Genomic DNA, 17,448 nt, shown 5'->3' on the forward strand with positions numbered 1-17,448 from the left:
ACTCACGCCCCGCCTGCCACCACCTGGCAACAACGGCTCCGCATCGACCTCGCCTTCGTACCCACCACAATTCTTTCTGCCACCCGCCATGCCCGACGACGACCTGACCTGGCTGCTCGACCGCCTCGCGCCCCTGGGACGCGTCAGCGCCCGGCGCATGTTCGGCAGCCGCGGGCTGTATTGCGACGGGGTGTTCTTCGCCATCTACAGCGACGGCCAGCTCTATCTCAAGGCCGACGACGGCAACCGGGACGACTTCACCCGGCTCGGCCTCACCCCCCTGACTTTCCAGGCGCCTTCGGGGCGCGTTCAGGTGCTGCCCTACTACCCCCTGCCCGACGAGGCGGCGGATGACGACGGCGCGCTGTGGCGCTGGTGCCGCAGCGCCATTGCCGCCGGTCTGCGCAGAGGACGGCCAACACCGGGCCAACGCGGCCGGCATCGCACCGCCACGGCCGACCCTACGTAAAGGCCCGCCGCCCCGCAGCGGCCGTCGGCAAACTTAGAGGGAGCGCCCGTCAAAGTGGCTGACCGGTAGGGCGGCGATATCCACGTCCTCCAGGCAGCGCACGTTAATCGCCGCTGCCGCCCGTCCGCTCGGGTCCGTGCCCTCGCCGAAGGGATGGATGCCGCACACCGGGCAGAAGCGGTGGCGGATGCGCGCCTTGCCGAAGGTGTAGGTGGCCAGGTTCTCGTCCGGGGTGAGCAGGCGCAGCTTGTCCCGGGGCACGAACCAGAGCAGGGCGCCCTTGCGCGAGCAGATCGAACAGTTGCAATCGGCCACCTGGGTCAGGTCCCCCTCCACCTCGAAGGCGGTGCGGCCGCAATGACAGCTTCCCTTGTAGATCATGGTCCAGCTCCTCTCATGGCGTAATGAAGGATTAGCGGACAGCGGACCATTCCGCCAGCCCGAACCGGCCCGAGGAGCTTAGCCGAGGAAGAGCCGCGGCCCCTGGACAATGGCAAAACCCAGTGCCGCGACGTTGAGCACCACGGTCACCCAGAACTGGGCAAGAAAGGTGGTCTTGCGATGCTTGTGGCGGAACAAGGCCTGGGCGAGCAGAGCGCCGGGCCAGCCACCGAGCAGTGCTAGCAGATGCAGGCGCGTCTCGGCGGTGCGCCAGCCCTGGCGTACCGCCGCACCCTTGTCGAGGCCGTAGGCGACGAAGGTTACCGCGCTCAACCCGGCCAGCACCGCGCCAGCCCAGCCTGGCAGCGCCCCACTGCGGACCAGCCCGTAGAGTACGGCCAGAGCCGCTACGCCCAGCACCAGACGTCCCCACAACGCCCCCTGGCCGCCACCGGGGCGAGGCGGGACGGACCGTGGCGAGGGCCGCGCCCGGGCAGGGTGCGGCGCCGCGGCGGCCCCGACATAGGCGACCTCCTCGGCGCGGCGGCGCCCCTGGGCGTCCCGGACGAGGCGGTAGCGCACCCGGGCCCCCGGCCGGGGGGCGGGGTCGCGAACGGCGAAGGCCTTGATGTGGGCAAACACCTCCTCGCCTCCTTCCTCCGGCGCGATGAAGCCGAAGCCCCGTTCCACCACCCAACGTTCGATCGTGCCCTGCGCCATGGGTATTCCTCGGTCATGATGATTTGCCCCGCATCGTACCCGAGCGCCCCCACAACGCTCTGCCAAGCTGGGAGGATTGGGGCGGAGCAAGTACACTTCGCCCCCATGAAATCCAGCATCCGCGAAAAACTCGACACCCTCGCCCGGCGCCTGGCCGAGGTGGACGCCCTGCTCTCCTCGGAAAACGCCGCCGCCGACCTGGACCAGTTCCGCAAGCTATCCCGGGAGCGGGCCGAACTGGAGCCGGTGGTGACCCTCTACCAGGCCTACCGCCAGACCGAGGCCGACATGGCCGACGCCGAGGCCATGCTCGCCGACCCGGACATGAAGGCCCTGGCCCAGGAAGAGTTGGCCGCCGCCAAGGAAAAGCTGCCCGAGATCGAGCTGGAGCTGCAGAAGCTGCTGCTGCCCCGGGACCCCAACGACGACCGCAACATCGTGCTGGAAATCCGCGCCGGCACCGGCGGCGACGAATCGGCCCTGTTCGCCGGCGACCTGTTCCGCATGTACACCCGCTACGCCGAGCGCAACCGCTGGCAGATGGAAGTGCTGTCCGCCTCCGAATCGGACCTGGGCGGCTACAAGGAAGTGATCTGCCGCATCATCGGCAACGGCGCCTATTCCCGGCTCAAGTTCGAATCCGGCGGCCACCGCGTCCAGCGCGTGCCCGAGACCGAGACCCAGGGCCGCATCCACACCTCGGCCTGCACCGTGGCGGTGATGCCCGAGGCCGACGACGTGTCCGACGTGGACATCAACCCGGCGGACCTCAAGATCGACACCTACCGGGCCTCCGGCGCCGGCGGCCAGCACGTCAACAAGACCGAATCGGCGGTGCGCATCACCCACCTGCCCACCGGCACCGTGGCCGAGTGCCAGGACGGCCGCTCCCAGCACCAGAACCGGGAATCGGCGATGCGCGTGCTGGTGGCGCGCATCAAGGATGCCCAGATCCGCGCCGCCCAGGCCAAGGAGGCGGCCACGCGCAAGAGCCTGATCGGCTCCGGCGACCGCTCCGAGCGCATCCGCACCTACAACTTCCCGCAAGGGCGCATCACCGACCACCGCATCAACCTGACCCTGTACAAGATCGCCGCGATCATGGACGGGGACCTGGACGAGCTGATCGGCGCCCTGGCCAACGAGCATCAGGCCGAGCAGCTGGCCAACCTGGCCGAGCAGGCGTGACCGGAATGAGCGGCAACGCCGGTGCCCCCACCCGGGAACAGGCCTGGCGCGAGGCCAGTGCCCGCATCGCCCGGCTGGATGCGCGGCTGCTGCTCGAACACGTCTGCGGCATTAGCCACACCGAGCTACGGGTGCGCCCCGAAACGCCCCTCACCGCCGACGAGGCCGCCACCTACGCCACCCTGGTAGCGCGCCGCGCCGCCGGCGAACCCCTGGCCTACCTGACCCGCCACGCCCATTTCCGCGGCCTCAATCTGGCCGTCACCCCGGACGTGCTGATTCCCCGGGACGACACGGAAGTGCTCGTCGATAGGGCACTCCAGGCCATCGCCGCCCGGAAGCAAGGCAGGACGCCACTCTCCGAAGGGGGATCGCCAAACCCCGCGCCAGTCCTCGATCTCCGGGCAGCCCCTGCGGCGGAGTTGCCCACCCTGCCCCTCCAGGTGCTCGACCTGGGCACCGGCAGCGGCGCCATTGCCCTGGCCCTGGCCCGCGAGGCCAGCCCCGGGGTGGCGGTCACCGCGGTGGACCGTTCCCCCGCCGCCCTGGCGGTAGCCGAAGGCAACGCCCGGCGCCTCGGCCTGGCGGTGCGTTTTGTCGCCTCCGACTGGTTTTCCGCCCTCCCTGGCGAGCGCTTTCACGTCATCGCCAGCAACCCGCCCTACGTGGCCGAGGGCGACCCGCACCTGGACGGCGACGGCCTGCCCTTCGAACCCCGCGGCGCCCTCACCGACGGGGTGACCGGTGGCGACGGTGGCGCCTGCCTGCGCGCCATCATCGCCGCCGCCCCGGCCCACCTGCATCCTGGCGGCTGGCTGCTGCTCGAGCACGGCTACGACCAAGGCCCCCTGTGCCGGCAATTGCTCAGCGCCGCCGGGTTTGGCGAGGTCGCCACCTGGCCCGACCTGGCCGGCCTCGACCGGGTCAGCGGCGGCCGCTGGCCGTCGGCCGGCGCGACTCAGAATTGATCCGGATCGCGCCCACAGCGACGCCCCTCGGCTAGAATTTCCCACCCGGCGACGGAACCCGGCCCGGCCCGATCCGTCCAAATACTGCTTTACCCCTAGGAGAAACCAGCATGACCGTAGACACCGGCGCCCACGTGGACCCCACCAGTCCCGCCATCCAGGACCTCATCCGCGAACAGGTCACCGGCCACCCCGTGGTGCTGTACATGAAGGGCACGCCCCAGTTCCCGATGTGCGGCTTTTCCGGCACCGTGATCCAGATTCTCAAGGCCTGTGGCGTCAAGGACATCTTCAGCGTGAACGTGCTCGAGCACCCGGCCATCCGTGAAGGCGTCAAGACCTACGCCAACTGGCCGACCATCCCCCAGCTGTACGTCAATGGCGAGTTCGTCGGCGGCTGCGACATCGCCCGCGAGATGTACCAAAGCGGCGAGCTGCAGCAACTGCTCGGCACCACGCCCCAGGCCTGACCCTTTCGGTCACCCCCTGCGGCCTGCCGCCGTCAAGGAGCGCCCACCCGGGCGCTCCTTTTCTTTTCGCCGTCCGTTGCCCGCAGCGCCCCAACCGGCCTACCATCGGACGTATCGACACTTGCCCAGGAGCTTCCCATGCGGATCGACGCCGCCGCCGCCCAAACCTTCGCCCAAGAGAGCCTCGTCGCCCTGGGCTGTTCCCCGGCGGTTGCCGCCACGGTCGCCGAGCACATGATCCACGCCGACCTGGTGGGGTATTTCAGCCACGGTTTTTCCATGCTGCCGACCTACGCCAAGGCCGCCCAAAGCGGTGGCGTCGACGCCACCGCCGAGGGGGTGGAAGTCTCGCGCCTGGGCGCCATCTCGGTGTGGGATGGCCAGATGGCCTTTGGCCACATGGCGGTCAAACGCGCCACCGAAGCCGGCATCGAAATCGCCAAGCAACTCGGCGTGGCCGCCGTGGCGGTGCGCCGCAGTTACCACTGCGCCCGGGTCGGCCACTTCGTGGAAATGGCCGCCGAAGCCGGTCTGGCCTCGATCATCATGGCCAACGTGATCGACATCGAACCCAACGTGGTGCCCTACGGCGGCCGCGACCCGCGCCTCACCACCAACCCCATCGGCATGGGCGTGCCGCGTCCCGACGGCAAGCCGCCGGTGGTGCTCGACTTCGCCACTGCCGCCATGGCGCTGAACAAGGTGCGGGTGGCCCACGCCCGGGGCGAACAGCTGCCGCCGGGCATTCTGGTGGACGCCGATGGCAACCCGACCCTGGACCCGGGCGCCCTCTTCTCCACCCCGCCGGGGGCGATCCTGCCCTTCGGCGGCGAGCAAGGCGGGCACAAGGGCTACGCCCTGTCGGTGATGATCGAGCTGCTCGCCGGCGCGGTCACTGGCGGCGGCGCCGAGCTTGGCCAGCCCGAAGGCAAGCCCCGGGTGATCACCAACAACGTGCTGATGGTGCTGATGGACCCCTACAAGATGGGCGCCAGCGCTTTCGAGGACCAGGTGCGCGCCGCCACCGAATGGATCCTCGGCTCCCGCCCGATCGACCCGGCCCGGCCGGTGGTACTGCCGGGGGAACTGGAGGCGGCCAAGCGCGCCGAGCAGTTGGCCAAGGGCATCGATTACGGCGACAAGGTGTGGGCCCAGATCACCGCCACCGCCCGGGAACTGGGCGTGGCCGAAAGCCACTTCCCGGTGCCTGTCGATGCCTGAGTCGAGCCCCCGGCGGCTGCGGCCGTGGCCCGCTCGGCTGGCCACGTCGCTCCTGGTCGTCCTGCTTGCCGGCTGCGCCCTGGCCGGCCAGTACAGCGGCCGCGGCCTGGAGCCGGGGCGCGCCGACGAAGCGGCGGTGCGGGCCCGCATGGGCGAGCCGGCCCTGGCCTTCACCGAGGACGATGGCCGGGGCCAGCGGGTGCTGCTCTACCCGCGCGGCCCTGAGGGCTACCACACCTTCCGCGTCACCCTGGACACGAGCGGGCGTTTGGTCGGCATCGAGAATGTCCTCGAACCCCGCGGCTTCGCCCGGGTGCGGCTCGGCGACGACCGGGAGGCGGTGCGTCGCACCCTGGGCCCGCCCCGGGAAATCACCCTGTTCGAGCGGCGCCACGAAGAGGTCTGGGAATGGCGCTTCTGCGACGATTTCGCCGAGGCCGCCCGCTTCTACGTGGTTTTCGACCAGCCGAGCGGCCGGGTGACGCGCACCGAGCAATTGACCGAGGCCCAGATCACCTGGAACCACCGGCGCGTCATCTGCGCACGCTGAGCCCAGGCCGACCCGGCCAAGGTCCGCGCCAGTGCTTGCTCTCCGGGCAATGCCCGGGTTGTGCCGCGCCTAGCGGCCGGCCATCAGCTTGGCCTGCAACTCCGGGGAGGCGGCCACCGCCGAGAACGGCAGCAACCGGCCGCCCCGTTCGGTGACGAAGCGCTGACCCGCCTCGCGGCTGGCGAAGGCGGGCAGGCCGGCGTCGCCCATGGGGCCGCTGAGGTTGGAATCGATCACCACCAGGGCGTCGTCGCCGGGCAGCCATTTGCCGCTGTCGTAGTCGGTGAGGTACAGGTCGGCCACGTCCTCGCGGCGCCGTTGCGGCGCATAGCGCTCCAGGCGGTTGAGGAAGCGGAACAGGTTCACCGCCGAATCGAAGGCGGCGCCGCTGCGGTCGCGGAACACCACCTGGGTGCGCCACTTGGGAAAGCGCGCCGGATACATGCCGCACACCGGGCAGCGCTCGCTCTCACCGATGCGCCGGGGCGGGTAGTCGCGCTGCTGCAGGGGATCGAACCAGCGCGGCGCCACCTCGGCCACGGCGCCGGCGAGAAAGCCCACCACCAGAGCCAGCAGCAGGGTACGCAGGGGGATCAGCCACCAGCCGCGCCGCGCCCGGTCGGCGCGGCTGGCCCGGGATGACGTGGCCGAAGCCCGGTCCGGCCGGGTACGCGACGCGTCCGGATCGGCGGCAGGAGAAGATGGCGGGCGATCCATGGCCAGGCTCAGTCGATGTGGCTGCCGAGCAGAGGATCGTCGGCCAGGGCACGCACCAGGGCTTCCAGGTTCTCCAGGGGCGGAGCGCCGGGGACGGTGACCGGCGCCGGCACGACGCTGCCGTCGGGCCGGTGCAGGTGGGCCCGGGCGGCGCCCAGGGCAGCGTCCGCCGGGCGCGGTGCGGTATCCAGGCACAGCTCGGCCTCGCCCCAGGTCCAGCGGTAAGCGTAGGCATCGGGGTCAGCCCAGCGCGCCTCGAGGCGCACGCCGCCGTCGATGAACACCAGCAGGGCATCCTGCTTCACTTCCACCGGGTGCTCCAGGCATTCGCCGCAGCGCTCTTCCAGGGGCTCGGCCACTTCCAGTAGCCACACCGCGGCGGGGGCGCTGTTGGCGGCGGCCTCGTCGGCGGCCAGGGGGGCGCCGTTGAGGGCCAGGGTGCGGGTCTTCAGGTCGGCGCGCACCGCCTCCTGGGTGGCGGACAGGGTCAGGGCCGACAGGTAGCTCTCGTAGCCCGGGTGCTCGGCCACGCTGCCGGCCGCGATCGCCGCCAGCAGGGCGGCTTCATCGGCGGCACCGTGGGCGGCCAGGATCTGCTGGCGGTTCTCGCGCAGTTCGTAGAGCAGCTTGGCCAGTTGTTCCAGGGCCAGGGCCTCGTCGGGGGCAAGGCCTTCGTAGAAGACGTGCATGGTCATGTTCCTCGGGAGGGGTTGGGGGGCCGCTTACATGCGCTTGTCGTGGAGGGCGCCGCCGTCGAGCACCACCATTTCCGGGGTGACCTGGTCGAAGCGCAGCACGGTGCCGCCGTTTTTTGCCACGAAGGCCTGGGCATCAGCCTCCTGGGCGAAGGACGCCAGGGTGCCGCCCATGGAGCCGCGCTTCTTGCTGTCCTTGACGTAGAAGGCGCTCTTGGCGTCGATCCAGTGGCCTTGCGGCGCATCCCAGTCGGTCTGGGCCATATCCTGGACGTAGAGGGCGCGCACCCGCTTCTGCTGCTCGGGCTTCAGGTAGAGGGAGAACATCTCCACCGTGTCGCAGAAGAAATCGGGCTTGTCGGCGCCGACGTAGTGGATCTGGGCCTTGGGCCCGGGAAAGTCGGCGAGCAGCATGCCGTCCAGGGCGCAGGAGGTGTCCCGGGAGACTTCCACCGGTACGCTCGGGCCGGATGCGCTCTGGCCGCAACCGGCCAGGAGCACCACCAGGGCGGCGGCGGCCAGGCCGGCCAGGGGCCCGGCGCCGAGGGCCGGGCGGGCAACGGAAACGAAGGGGATCATGGCTTGAATCTCCACATGGCCACGCCCAGGGGCGCGGCGATCCAGGCGCCCATCACCGCGCAGAGCAGGGCGGGATGGGACAGGGCGGGGGGAAAGACGGTGGCCAGCCCGTACAGGGTGCGCACTTCGTCGAGGGAAAAGACGTTGAGGACCCGGAACACGTCGGCCGGGTTGAGCAGCAGCAGGTAGGGGAAAACGTCGCCACCGAACTGGCCGCCGCTCACCACCAAGGCGCCGAGGATGAGCAGGTCGAAGATGAGGACGAAGAAGAACCACAGGGCGATGGCCAGCCCCGAGGCCCGGGTGCGGTCCAGGGCGAACACCGAGACCATCACCGCCAGGGAGAGGAAGGCCAGGCCGAGCAGGATGGCGCTGCCCATGAAGCCGGCGTAGTGGCCCAAGGCGGAAACGCTCAGCTGGGGCGAGAGGATCAGCCCGACCAGGCCGAAACCGGTCACCGACGAGAAGGTGAGCGCCCCGGCCAGGCCCAGGTACTTGCCGAGGATGACCTCGACCCGGGTCACCGGCAGGGTCAGCAGCAGGTCCAGGGAGCCCCGCTCCTTTTCGCCGACGATGGCATCGAAGCCGAGCATCAGGGCGATCAGGGGGATCAGGTAGATGACCAGGCTGACCAGGGAGGCGATGGTCAGGTCGATGGAGCGAAAACCGACGCTGCCCTGCTGGGCGGTGCCGAAATAGGCGATCGACAGGGCGAAGACGGTGAACACCAGGGCAACCGCCAGCACCCAGCGGTTGCGGATGCGGTCCCAGAATTCCTTGCCGGCGATGACGGCGATGGGGTGCAAATCGAGCGTGGCCATGGCTTATCCCCGGGTTCCAAAAAAGACGTCTTCCAGGGACGGCTCGCGCACCTGGAGGTCGAGGAGCCGGTCGCCCAGCCCCATCAGGGCGGCCACTACGGCCAACTTGGCGTCCCGCGGGCAGGACAGAAGCAGGTGAGCCGCATCCACCGGAGCGGACGCACCCTCTTCCGCCGTCACCTCGCTCACCGGCAGCCCGGTCAGCACCGCCTGGAGCAGCGGGCCGTGACCCTCGGCCAGGCGCAGCGCCAGGGTCACCGGCAGGTTCAGGCCGTCGCGCAGCTGCTGCACCGTGCCCTGGGCCTTGATGCGACCGGCTTCGAGGACGGCCAGGCTATCCACCCGCTCCTGGATTTCGGCCAGGATGTGGGAGGTCAGCACCACCGTCACGCCGTCGCCGCGCAATTCGGCGATGATGCGGTAGAAGTCGCGGATGGCCTCCGGATCAAGGCCGGTGGTGGGCTCGTCGAGGAACAGCAGGCGCGGGTTGCCGAGCAAGGCCTGGGCGAAGCCGAGGCGCTGGCGCATGCCTTTCGAGTACTCGCGCACCCGCCGCACCGCGGCGTGGGCCAGGCCGACCCGCTCCAGCACCGCCGGGCAGCCGGCGTGGGAAACCCCCTTCAGGTCGGCAAAGAAACGCAGGGTCTCCAGGCCGGTGAGGTTGTCGTAGAGCACCACGTTTTCCGGCAGGTAGCCGATGGAGCGGCGCACCTGACGGAAGTCCGGGCCGTTCACCGGCCGGCCGAGCACGGTGATGCTGCCGGCGCTGGGGGTGATCAGGCCGAGCATCATCTTGAACAGGGTGCTCTTGCCCGCGCCGTTATGGCCGATCAGGCCGAACAGGGCACCAGCCGGGATATCCAGATCCACGCCGGCCACGGCGCGGATCTGACCGGCGGGACCGAAGCGCTTTTCCACACCGCGCAGGGCAATCGGGGCCGCCGGCGGCGGAGCCGTCGCGATGGCCGCCAGGGAGAGGGACGTATCAGCGTTCATGAGTATTCAGCCATTGGTTCCAGTGCGGGTCCGCCGGGTGCATCGCCGGGTAGCGGTCCACCACGCTGGGGGCGCGGAGCAGGGGGAATTGCTGGGCAATCAGGCGCAAGGTCTGGATGGCCGGGCTGGCGAGCAGCAGCTTGACCATGGGGTGGCGCCAGGAGAGCCGGTCCACCAGGTCGTTGGCCTCGTAGCCGACGTCGCCGATACCGTCGCCGTCCCGGTCCCAGCCCACGTAGTTGCTCCAGTGGTTGCCGTGACCCTTGATGCCCTTGCCGTCGCCCTTGCCGCCCCACACCTCGTCCCGGGCGCCGACGTACTTGACCTGCTCCCGGTTGGCGATGAAGTCGTTGTTTTCCACCGTGTTGCGGGTCGAGCCGGCCCACAGGTGCACGCCCACATCGTTGTCGATCACCCGGTTGCCGCACAGGGTGTTGTATTCGGCGTCGTAGATGAAGAAGCCCCGGGCGTTGCCGGCCACCACGTTGTTCTCGACGATGGCATCCTGGATGGTGCGCAGCATGATGCCGTGGTCGGAGTTGCCCCACACCCGGTTGTTGCGCACCACCTGGTCGCGCACTTCCATCAGCGCCAGGCCGCCCCGGTTGCGGTACACCTCGTTGTCCTCCCAGACGTTGTGGTAGGAGTTCATGTAGTGGGTGCCATAGCGGCTATCGTGCAGGCGATTGCCGCGGAACAGGGCATGGTGCGAGACATCGACGTAGAGGGCGTCGCGCACGAAACTGATGCGGTTGTTCTCGACCCGGGCGCGCTCGGTGTTGTACAGCTGGATGCCGTTGCCGCGCTGGGAAGAGCCCAGGTCGCGCTTGCCGGTGATGACGTTGCCGCTCACCGCCACATCTTCGACGCCCTCGATCCAGAGGCCGAACAGGGTGTCGGCCAGGGTGCAGCCGCTCACTCGGGCGCGATGGGCGCCGGGTTGGATGTAGATGCCGGCGTTCTGCTCGCCCAGGTCCTCGCCGGAGGCCACCACGTTGAGGTCGGCCACGGTCACGTCGGTGGCGACGATGCGGATGGTGTCGCCCTTGAGGCCACCGTCCACCGTGGGCTTTTGCTCGGGCCGCTCACCACGCAGGGTGAGGGGCTTGGCGATGCGCAGGTTTTCCCGGTAGTGGCCCCGGGCCACCGTGACGGTGTCGCCGGCGGCCGCCCGGTCGATGGCGGTCTGGATCGACTGGCCTGGAACGACGCGCCAGTCGGCCGCCTCCAGCCCCCCTGCCCGAAGAACGAGCAAGGACGCGGCGATCCACAGGCACCGCCCGAAGATCGAGGACTGGCGCGGGGTTTGACCCCGCGGCCTGAACGAATCGATGGTCACACCACCACCCGGCCGAGGGCCTTCAGGGTGAGGAACAGCAGGGCGCCCACCAGCAGGTTCTTGAAGGCCACGTAGCAGATCAGATCCATCAGGCTGGCGGCCCGGTAACGCCGCCCCCACCAGGGGCCTTCCTTGACGTAGGGCTTGGCCGAACGGCGCACCAGCACCTCGCAGGCGCTCCAGCCGACCCACCAGCCGATCAGGGCGCCGGCGCCCATCTCGCCCATGCCGGCCAGCACCCAGACGGTGGTCACCGCCACCGCCAGGGCCAGGCCCAAGGCCTGGACCAGCTTCTGCTGCGTGAACCCCACCCGGCTCCACGGCCACAGGTGGTCCCAGGCCTCGGCCAGCAGGCGTCGGGGGGCGGCCCCGTCGGCATAGGCCGGCTGGACCGGGTCGGTGAGCATGGTCGGATCAACCATGGGTCGTCTCCTTGAGGGGTGCGGCAGGCACCGGGATGATGGGGATGAAGTAACCGTCCTGGCCGATCGGGGTCAGGGGCTGGCCGGCCTTGGTGCGGCGCTTGCGCTCCTGGACCAGGGGCGGGCAGGCGTGGTCGTCATGATAGAGGACCATGCAGTCGAGGCAGAGCAGACATTCGCGCTGGTCGATGCGGCCGTCCTTGTCGATGGCCTGGGAGCCGCAGCCGTGGGCGCAGGCGTTGCAGCTGGTGCACTCCTGCTTCCGCTTCAGGCCGAACCAGCGGAAGGTGGTGGGCATGGCCAGGGAGGCGCCCAGGGGGCACAGGTACTTGCAGAAGGGCCGCTCGACGAAGATCGACAAGCCGAGCAGGCCGGCGGCGAACAGGGTGTAGGGCCAGGAGCGGTTGAACAGGCCGACCAGGAAGGTGGTCTTGAACGGTTCGACCTCGGCCAGTTTTTCCGCCAGGGGCATGGAGAAGAACGACACTGCCAGGAGGCCGAGGAAGATGGCGTACTTGAGCCACTTCAGCTTGTCATGCAGCGCCTTCGGCAGCTGGCGCTGGAAGCGCTTCAGGCCGATGCGCTCGCCCACCTTGTAGAGCAGCTCGGAGAGCGAGCCGAAGGGGCACAGCCAGCCGCAGAACAGGCCCCGCCCCCAGAGGAAGACAGTGACGATGATGAAGACCCAGAAGATGAAGATGAACGGGTCGGACAGGAACAGCTCCCACTTCCACTGGAACAGCAGGGAGTGGAACCAGGTGAGCACCTGGGTGATCGACGGCTGGGCCATGGCGTAAAAGCCGACGAAGCCGATGGACACCACCCAGCCGGTGTACTTGAAGGCGTTAACCGGCCACTTGTTCTTGCGGCTGGCGCGGCGCACCAGGGCGTCGCGACGGGCATAGACGGTAGCCACGGCGATGAGCAGGACGACGAAGCCGGCGATCTGCCAGGCCCGGTCCTTCCACATCTTCAGCCAGGGCGCATCGGGCTTCTTCACCACCGGGCGACCACCTTCCAGGTAGCGGGCGGGCAGCCACACCTCCCGGTCGAAGTTGGCGAAGGTCTTGGCCCCGGTGCTCTTGTCCAGCTTGTTGGCGAGGAAGACGAACTGCCAGGGGTAGGCGGCGGAGAAGGTCTTGCCGCGCACGATGAAGATGGCCGACTCGGTGTAGCTCGGCGCCCCGGCGGCGGAAACGCCATACAGGTTGAGGTAGTCCAGGTCGCGGAAGGTGTAGGTGTCGCGCTCCTGGCGCACCTGGACCCGGTCGTACAGGCCGCCGCGGACGAAGCCGGAGCCCTTGAACGATTCGATGCCGTCGCTCTTGATGACGAACAGGGCCTGCTCGCCCGGGTGCAGCCCGGACATCAGGCGCTCGTAGCCGTCCTTGCCGAGAATGCTGCGGCCCACGGTGGGCACGTTGAGCAGACCGAACCAGAGATCCACGTAGGGCCGACCGTCGCTCACCAACCCCACGTCCTGAGGCTTGACGGTGAGCCGGGCGATGCTGCCCTCGGCGACCAGCTGGTCCCAGGTGAGAGTCTCACCGGTGTCGATGAAGGTGGCGGGCGGGCGCACCTGGGGCTTGAGGATGCCGACCTGCTTGGCCACCTCGCCACCCGAGACCATCATCACCTGGTTCTGGGCAATCACGGTGACCGTGGCGCCGGTAATGGCGTCCAGGCCGATGATGCTCTCTTCGGGACGGGCCTTGCCGATCTCGATCTGGTCGCCGACAAACTTGCCCAGGTACTGCTCATTGAACTTGATCAGGGCCGACTCGGGGATGCCGAGCAGCAGGATCGGTTCGGAGTGCTTGAGGATCTTCACCCCGGCGAAACGGCCGGCGGTATCCATGCCGATCAGGGTGACCACCGGTTTGCCCGAGTAGGCGGGGATATCGACGATGTCGGTGGACAGCATGACGTAGCCGACCAACTTCTTCTCGCCCCCCTCGGTCTTGTAGGCCTCGACGAAGGGCGGCTGGCCGCGCCGCTCGGAAAAACTGTCGGCGCCGGGCATCACCTCGCGGCACGGCACGTAGTCGCACATGCGCGGTGAGGTATGCAGTTCAGGCGGCAAGGCAGCTTCGTAAGAATCGGCGCGAACCGTGCCGACAGCCCCGGGCAGGAGCACCATGGCGCCGGCCAGGACCGTGCCGAGCAGACCGCCGGCGAGGGTCCGGGAAAAACGCCGGCAAAGGCGAGCGAACATCATCTACGACTCCCTGATCTGTAATTCAGCAAATGGTGATTTACAGCGCCCCATCTGCCCTTAACGCAAATCAAGACGAAAAATTACGGGGAACATCCCGCGCCCGTAATCCGGACGCGCCAAGGAAAAAAAGGGAGACGCAAGCGTCTCCCCCAACTCTCCATGCGGGTGAATCAACCGAGGATTACTTCTCCACGATCATGCGCGAACGCATCTCTAGGTGCAGGGCGTGGCAGAAGTGGGTGCAGTAGCACCAGAACACACCCGGCTTGTCGGCCTTGAAGGTGACCGACTTGGTTTCCTGCGGGTTGACGATGAAGTTCACGTCGTACTTGGGAATGGCGAAGCCGTGGGTCAGGTCTTCCACCTTGTCCAGATTGGTGAGGATGATGGTGACTTCGTCGCCCTTCTTGAGCTTGAACTCGCGCATCGAGAAGGCCGGCGCCTGGGACACCAGGTGCACGGTGACCTTGTTGCCGTTGCGCTCGATGCGGGAATCCTTGGCATCCTTGGTGGCCAGGGGGAAGTCGTCCAGGTTGTACACCTGACGCGGCTTGATCTTGTCGCGCTTGACGATGATGAAGTCGTGGGGCTCCGGGTAGACCGGGTGGTCGGCCAGCAGCACCATCTTCTCGCCACGGATGTCGATCAGCTGTTCGTTCTCCGGATGCAGCGGCCCCACCGGCAGGAAGCGGTCCTTGGAGAACTTGCAGCCCACGCCGAGGAATTGGCCATCGGCTTCCTTGGTCTCGCTCATGGACGCGTTGGTGTGGCCCGGCTGGTACTGGACGTCGAGGCGGTCGATGACGTACTTGACGTTCTTGTCCTTGAAGGCCTTGATCGCCGCTTCCACGTTCCACTTCACCATCTGGCTGTCGAGGAACAGGGTGGTGAAGGCGTTGCCACGGCCGTCGAAGGCGGTGTGCAGGGGGCCAAGACCCAGTTCAGGTTCGCCGACCACGGCATCGCGGGGATCCTTCAGTTCGCCGGCGAAGAACTTGTGCACCAGGGCGATCTCGATGATCGTGGCGGTGGGGGACAGCTTGCCGGAGCAGATGAAGTACTTGCCGTCCGGGCTGGCGTTCACGCCGTGGGGGTTCTTCGGCACCGGCACGTAGCAGGTCAGGGCGGTCTTCGGGTCCTGGTTGGACTCGCGGGTACCGTCCACCACGGGGACCTTGGAATCGCCGATGGTCTTGAACTTGCCGTCCTTGATCGCCTGCTCGATGCGGGCGATGTTGAAGAACACGCAGGCATCGCGTTCGGCGGACATCATGTCCTCGTACTTGGCGCCGCCTTCGGTGTTGTACTGGTTGGTGGCGGCGAACTTGCCGTCGTAGGAGGTGGCCACCAGGTCGCAGTTACCGTCGATCTTCACCTGCCAGCGCACGTCCATGGTCTCGGCATCGACGCAGGTGAACAGGGTGCCGTATTTCTTCGGATCATCCATGTCCCGGCCGTCGTTGGGCTGGGGCAGGTGGAATTCGCTGCCGCAGAAGACGCGGGTGGTGTGGTTGATCTTCTCGTCCACCGGGTCGCAGCGGTCCGGGAAGATGCCGTGGAAACCCTGGATGTTGGGGATGTCGGTGATCTTGTCGCACTCGAAGGTATCGAGGCGGATGCGGGCCAGGCGGCTGTTGATCTTGTCGTTCACCCAGGCGTACTTACCGTCGTAGGTGCCGTCGGTGTACGAGGCATGGACGTGGTGGGTATCGCCGATGTGGTACTTGAGCGAGCCGTCGGGCTTGGTGCCCATGATCTTCTTCGACTCGTTGGTGATGCCCCAGCCGCTCATGCAGTCCATGTTGAACACGGGGATGCGCTTGATCTCGCGGCCGGAAGGCAGGCCCAGCACGCGCATCTCGCCGGAGTGGCCGCCGGACCACAGGCCGTAGTAGGTATCCAACTCGCCCGGGGCCATGTGGATCTTCATCCCGCCCTCGGCGTGGCTGGCCGCAGCGGGTGCGGCGGCGCCGGCAGCCGGCTTGTCTTCCTTACAGGCGGCCAGGCCAGTGGCCAGCCCCGCCCCCGCCAGGCCGGTCAGGGCTGCGGTATTGAGGAAGCGACGACGGCCGAGGTCGGCCTGGGCCACTTCCAGTTGCGTTTCCACCTGATGCTTGTCTTGCTTGTCCATTGTGATCTCCCTGGGGGCGCATTCCCCCGTTGTGTGCCGCTTCACTCGCCGGCGTGCCGTCCGCGGCGATTTGTCGCAGGTGGGACTCTAGGCCCGCCCTCGCCCAGGGAATTTGATCTGTGCAAAAACGGCAAAATAGTCGTCAAAACCTTGCGCACGAGCGCTATTGCGCCAGCCCACAACGCTCTACCATCCTCCCCAGCCGCGCCCTCATTTTGGAGACTCCACCATGACACCGCCGATCATTGCCACCCTGGAAAAGCTGCTCGGCGGCCCCCGGGATAACGCCCTGCTGCGCTTTTCCCTGGGTACCGAGTGGCGCAAGGCCGGCGATCCGGCCAGGGCGGCCCTCTATTTCCGTCAGGCGGTGGAACTGGATCCCCGCTACTCAGCGGCATGGAAAGGCCTCGGACATGCCCTGGTCGACACGGGCGACAGCGACGGGGCCCTGGCCGCCTGGCGCGACGGCATCGCCGCCGCCAACGCCCGGGGCGACGTGCAGGCCGGCAAGGAGATGGCCGTATTCGCCCGGCGCATCGAAAAGGCCCGGGCACAAAACACAACGGCCGACGGGACGAACGTCCCGCCGGCCGGCGGTGAGGAGCGGCCTTGACGGCCAGGAATGTAGCGACCGCCGAAAGCGGTCCTGCGGCGGGAACGGCGCCCTAGCGCCGTGCAGGTGGCAGCAGCACCCCCTCGACGCCCAGGGCTTTGAGCTTGGCACGGGCAGCGGCCGCTTCGGCCCGGTTCTTGAACGGCCCCACCACCACCCGGGCTTCCAGATGGGAAGGAATGCCGTTGAGTTGAAGCTTGGCGTGCAACTCCTCGGCCCGCTTCACTTCGGAAAATACCCCGGCCTGCACCGCATAGCCCGAGAACAGCCGGGCCGGCGCCGGAGGCGCGGCCATCATGGCGGGAGCCGCAGGAGCGGCGGGGGCCTGAGGGGCTGCTGCAGCGGCAGGGGCGACGGGAGCCAAGGGCGCGCTGGGCGCCGCCACGGCGCGGCCGTTGCCCGCCTGCCGCTCGCTGCGCAATGGTGCTGTGCCCTCCCCTTCGCCAACCCGGGGCGTCCGGGTTACGGCCGCTGACGACGGCGTTGCCCGAGGCGCGGCCACGGCAGCGCTGGGACGGCCGGACGCTGCCGGCTGGGCGGCCACCTGGGGCGGTTCGGGCAAGGCGGAGGCGGGAGCCGCCGACGTCGCTTCGGGGGCAGCGGCCACGACGGGAGGCTCGACCTTGATTTCTTCGGCCTTGGGCTCCACCGGCGTAACCGGCTGGGTCACCTCGGTGCGCGGCGGTGGCGCCGCCGGCCGGGGGGCGGCGGGCGCCTCCACCTCGACGGTGGTGGACAGGTGGTCGAACAGCACCAGGGTGCCGAGCAGAATGGCGATCAGCACCGCGGCCAGGGACATGCGCTTGACCAGGGTCCGCTTGAGCTGGTCCTGAGGCGCTTGGGCCTCGGCGGCAGGAGCGGCCTTCTTGGCCGCCGGCTTCGGGCTGGGGCGTTTCTTGACGGGGGGTTCGGCCATCGCGTCGCTTTCTTGCCTGAGGGCGGAGAGGGAA

Annotated in this window: 19 protein-coding genes; 7 read left to right on the forward strand and 12 right to left on the reverse strand. The window is 68.4% G+C overall.

The annotated features are described in order from the left end of the window. Positions 1-88: 88 nt before the first annotated feature. On the forward strand, positions 89-469 hold the full coding sequence (locus OTERR_RS13415) for a TfoX/Sxy family protein (RefSeq protein WP_149426081.1): 381 nt from the start codon (positions 89-91) through the stop codon (positions 467-469). A 33-nt stretch (positions 470-502) separates the two neighbouring features. On the opposite strand, the gene OTERR_RS13420 is transcribed toward OTERR_RS13415, so the two are convergent. Both OTERR_RS13420 and OTERR_RS13425 read right to left on the reverse strand, forming a co-directional pair. Next, a complete protein-coding gene (locus OTERR_RS13420) occupies positions 503-850 on the reverse strand; it encodes a GFA family protein (RefSeq protein ID WP_054620239.1) in 348 nt (115 codons plus the stop codon). A gap of 78 nt (positions 851-928) precedes the next feature. Then, on the reverse strand, positions 929-1,570 hold the full coding sequence (locus OTERR_RS13425; protein WP_054620238.1) for a DUF1294 domain-containing protein: 642 nt from the start codon (positions 1,568-1,570) through the stop codon (positions 929-931). A gap of 105 nt (positions 1,571-1,675) precedes the next feature. Here OTERR_RS13425 and prfA point away from each other — a divergent pair, with 105 nt between their 5' ends. The 5 genes from prfA (at position 1,676) to OTERR_RS13450 (ending at position 5,967) form a co-directional block, all read left to right on the forward strand. Further along, entirely contained in the window at positions 1,676-2,758 is a 1,083-nt protein-coding gene (prfA, locus tag OTERR_RS13430; RefSeq protein ID WP_054620237.1) for a peptide chain release factor 1, read from the forward strand. Between the two features lie 5 nt (positions 2,759-2,763). Next, on the forward strand, positions 2,764-3,726 hold the full coding sequence (gene prmC / locus OTERR_RS13435; protein ID WP_149426082.1) for a peptide chain release factor N(5)-glutamine methyltransferase: 963 nt from the start codon (positions 2,764-2,766) through the stop codon (positions 3,724-3,726). Between the two features lie 110 nt (positions 3,727-3,836). Beyond that, positions 3,837-4,196 carry a Grx4 family monothiol glutaredoxin gene (grxD, locus tag OTERR_RS13440; protein WP_054620235.1) on the forward strand — a complete coding sequence of 120 codons (360 nt, stop codon included), beginning with the start codon at positions 3,837-3,839 and terminating at the stop codon, positions 4,194-4,196. Between the two features lie 138 nt (positions 4,197-4,334). Further along, complete coding sequence (locus OTERR_RS13445) at positions 4,335-5,417, forward strand: Ldh family oxidoreductase (protein ID WP_054620234.1); 1,083 nt, start codon at positions 4,335-4,337, stop codon at positions 5,415-5,417. After that, entirely contained in the window at positions 5,410-5,967 is a 558-nt protein-coding gene (locus OTERR_RS13450; protein WP_149426083.1) for a hypothetical protein, read from the forward strand. The genes OTERR_RS13445 and OTERR_RS13450 overlap by 8 nt, the downstream gene beginning before the upstream one ends. 69 nt (positions 5,968-6,036) lie before the next feature. Here OTERR_RS13450 and OTERR_RS13455 read toward each other — a convergent pair whose 3' ends face one another. The 9 genes from OTERR_RS13455 to nosZ form a co-directional block, all read right to left on the reverse strand. Further along, positions 6,037-6,684 carry a nitrous oxide reductase accessory protein NosL gene (locus OTERR_RS13455; protein WP_149426084.1) on the reverse strand — a complete coding sequence of 216 codons (648 nt, stop codon included), beginning with the start codon at positions 6,682-6,684 and terminating at the stop codon, positions 6,037-6,039. A gap of 8 nt (positions 6,685-6,692) precedes the next feature. Then, entirely contained in the window at positions 6,693-7,379 is a 687-nt protein-coding gene (locus OTERR_RS16420) for a hypothetical protein (RefSeq protein WP_246154182.1), read from the reverse strand. A 27-nt stretch (positions 7,380-7,406) separates the two neighbouring features. Further along, a complete protein-coding gene (locus tag OTERR_RS13470; RefSeq protein WP_054620231.1) occupies positions 7,407-7,958 on the reverse strand; it encodes a nitrous oxide reductase accessory protein NosL in 552 nt (183 codons plus the stop codon). Beyond that, on the reverse strand, positions 7,955-8,779 hold the full coding sequence (locus OTERR_RS13475; RefSeq protein WP_054620230.1) for an ABC transporter permease: 825 nt from the start codon (positions 8,777-8,779) through the stop codon (positions 7,955-7,957). The genes OTERR_RS13470 and OTERR_RS13475 overlap by 4 nt, the downstream gene beginning before the upstream one ends. A gap of 3 nt (positions 8,780-8,782) precedes the next feature. Continuing rightward, positions 8,783-9,775, reverse strand: coding sequence for an ABC transporter ATP-binding protein (locus OTERR_RS13480; protein ID WP_149426085.1), 993 nt, complete (start codon positions 9,773-9,775; stop codon positions 8,783-8,785). Continuing rightward, on the reverse strand, positions 9,765-11,030 hold the full coding sequence (locus OTERR_RS13485) for a nitrous oxide reductase family maturation protein NosD (RefSeq protein WP_246154185.1): 1,266 nt from the start codon (positions 11,028-11,030) through the stop codon (positions 9,765-9,767). The genes OTERR_RS13480 and OTERR_RS13485 overlap by 11 nt, the downstream gene beginning before the upstream one ends. Positions 11,031-11,110: 80 nt before the next feature. After that, positions 11,111-11,536, reverse strand: a complete 426-nt coding sequence (locus OTERR_RS13490) for a hypothetical protein (protein WP_054620229.1) — start codon at positions 11,534-11,536, stop codon at positions 11,111-11,113. After that, on the reverse strand, positions 11,529-13,676 hold the full coding sequence (locus tag OTERR_RS13495; protein ID WP_187775356.1) for a NosR/NirI family protein: 2,148 nt from the start codon (positions 13,674-13,676) through the stop codon (positions 11,529-11,531). The genes OTERR_RS13490 and OTERR_RS13495 overlap by 8 nt, the downstream gene beginning before the upstream one ends. 259 nt (positions 13,677-13,935) lie before the next feature. Next, positions 13,936-15,885, reverse strand: coding sequence for a TAT-dependent nitrous-oxide reductase (gene nosZ, locus OTERR_RS13500; protein ID WP_054620228.1), 1,950 nt, complete (start codon positions 15,883-15,885; stop codon positions 13,936-13,938). A gap of 229 nt (positions 15,886-16,114) precedes the next feature. Here nosZ and OTERR_RS13505 point away from each other — a divergent pair, with 229 nt between their 5' ends. Next, entirely contained in the window at positions 16,115-16,498 is a 384-nt protein-coding gene (locus OTERR_RS13505) for a tetratricopeptide repeat protein (RefSeq protein WP_223115952.1), read from the forward strand. Between the two features lie 52 nt (positions 16,499-16,550). Here the strand turns inward: OTERR_RS13505 and OTERR_RS16605 are convergent, their stop codons facing one another. Beyond that, the gene (locus OTERR_RS16605; protein WP_054620226.1) at positions 16,551-17,414 is read right to left on the reverse strand and encodes an SPOR domain-containing protein; all 864 of its coding nucleotides are present in this window, start codon (positions 17,412-17,414) and stop codon (positions 16,551-16,553) included. Positions 17,415-17,448 lie beyond the last annotated feature (34 nt).

The organism is Oryzomicrobium terrae (genome assembly GCF_008274805.1).
Classification (GTDB): Bacteria; Pseudomonadota; Gammaproteobacteria; order Burkholderiales; family Rhodocyclaceae; genus Oryzomicrobium; species Oryzomicrobium terrae.

Coding starts and splice junctions, on each gene's coding strand:
- OTERR_RS13415 (WP_149426081.1), top strand. CDS start 89: ATGCCCGACGACGACCTGACCTGGCTGCTCGACCGCCTCGCGCCCCTG.
- OTERR_RS13420 (WP_054620239.1), bottom strand. CDS start 850: ATGATCTACAAGGGAAGCTGTCATTGCGGCCGCACCGCCTTCGAGGTG.
- OTERR_RS13425 (WP_054620238.1), bottom strand. CDS start 1,570: ATGGCGCAGGGCACGATCGAACGTTGGGTGGTGGAACGGGGCTTCGGC.
- prfA (WP_054620237.1), top strand. CDS start 1,676: ATGAAATCCAGCATCCGCGAAAAACTCGACACCCTCGCCCGGCGCCTG.
- prmC (WP_149426082.1), top strand. CDS start 2,764: ATGAGCGGCAACGCCGGTGCCCCCACCCGGGAACAGGCCTGGCGCGAG.
- grxD (WP_054620235.1), top strand. CDS start 3,837: ATGACCGTAGACACCGGCGCCCACGTGGACCCCACCAGTCCCGCCATC.
- OTERR_RS13445 (WP_054620234.1), top strand. CDS start 4,335: ATGCGGATCGACGCCGCCGCCGCCCAAACCTTCGCCCAAGAGAGCCTC.
- OTERR_RS13450 (WP_149426083.1), top strand. CDS start 5,410: ATGCCTGAGTCGAGCCCCCGGCGGCTGCGGCCGTGGCCCGCTCGGCTG.
- OTERR_RS13455 (WP_149426084.1), bottom strand. CDS start 6,684: ATGGATCGCCCGCCATCTTCTCCTGCCGCCGATCCGGACGCGTCGCGT.
- OTERR_RS16420 (WP_246154182.1), bottom strand. CDS start 7,379: ATGACCATGCACGTCTTCTACGAAGGCCTTGCCCCCGACGAGGCCCTG.
- OTERR_RS13470 (WP_054620231.1), bottom strand. CDS start 7,958: ATGATCCCCTTCGTTTCCGTTGCCCGCCCGGCCCTCGGCGCCGGGCCC.
- OTERR_RS13475 (WP_054620230.1), bottom strand. CDS start 8,779: ATGGCCACGCTCGATTTGCACCCCATCGCCGTCATCGCCGGCAAGGAA.
- OTERR_RS13480 (WP_149426085.1), bottom strand. CDS start 9,775: ATGAACGCTGATACGTCCCTCTCCCTGGCGGCCATCGCGACGGCTCCG.
- OTERR_RS13490 (WP_054620229.1), bottom strand. CDS start 11,536: ATGGTTGATCCGACCATGCTCACCGACCCGGTCCAGCCGGCCTATGCC.
- OTERR_RS13495 (WP_187775356.1), bottom strand. CDS start 13,676: ATGGTGCTCCTGCCCGGGGCTGTCGGCACGGTTCGCGCCGATTCTTAC.
- nosZ (WP_054620228.1), bottom strand. CDS start 15,885: ATGGACAAGCAAGACAAGCATCAGGTGGAAACGCAACTGGAAGTGGCC.
- OTERR_RS13505 (WP_223115952.1), top strand. CDS start 16,115: ATGACACCGCCGATCATTGCCACCCTGGAAAAGCTGCTCGGCGGCCCC.
- OTERR_RS16605 (WP_054620226.1), bottom strand. CDS start 17,414: ATGGCCGAACCCCCCGTCAAGAAACGCCCCAGCCCGAAGCCGGCGGCC.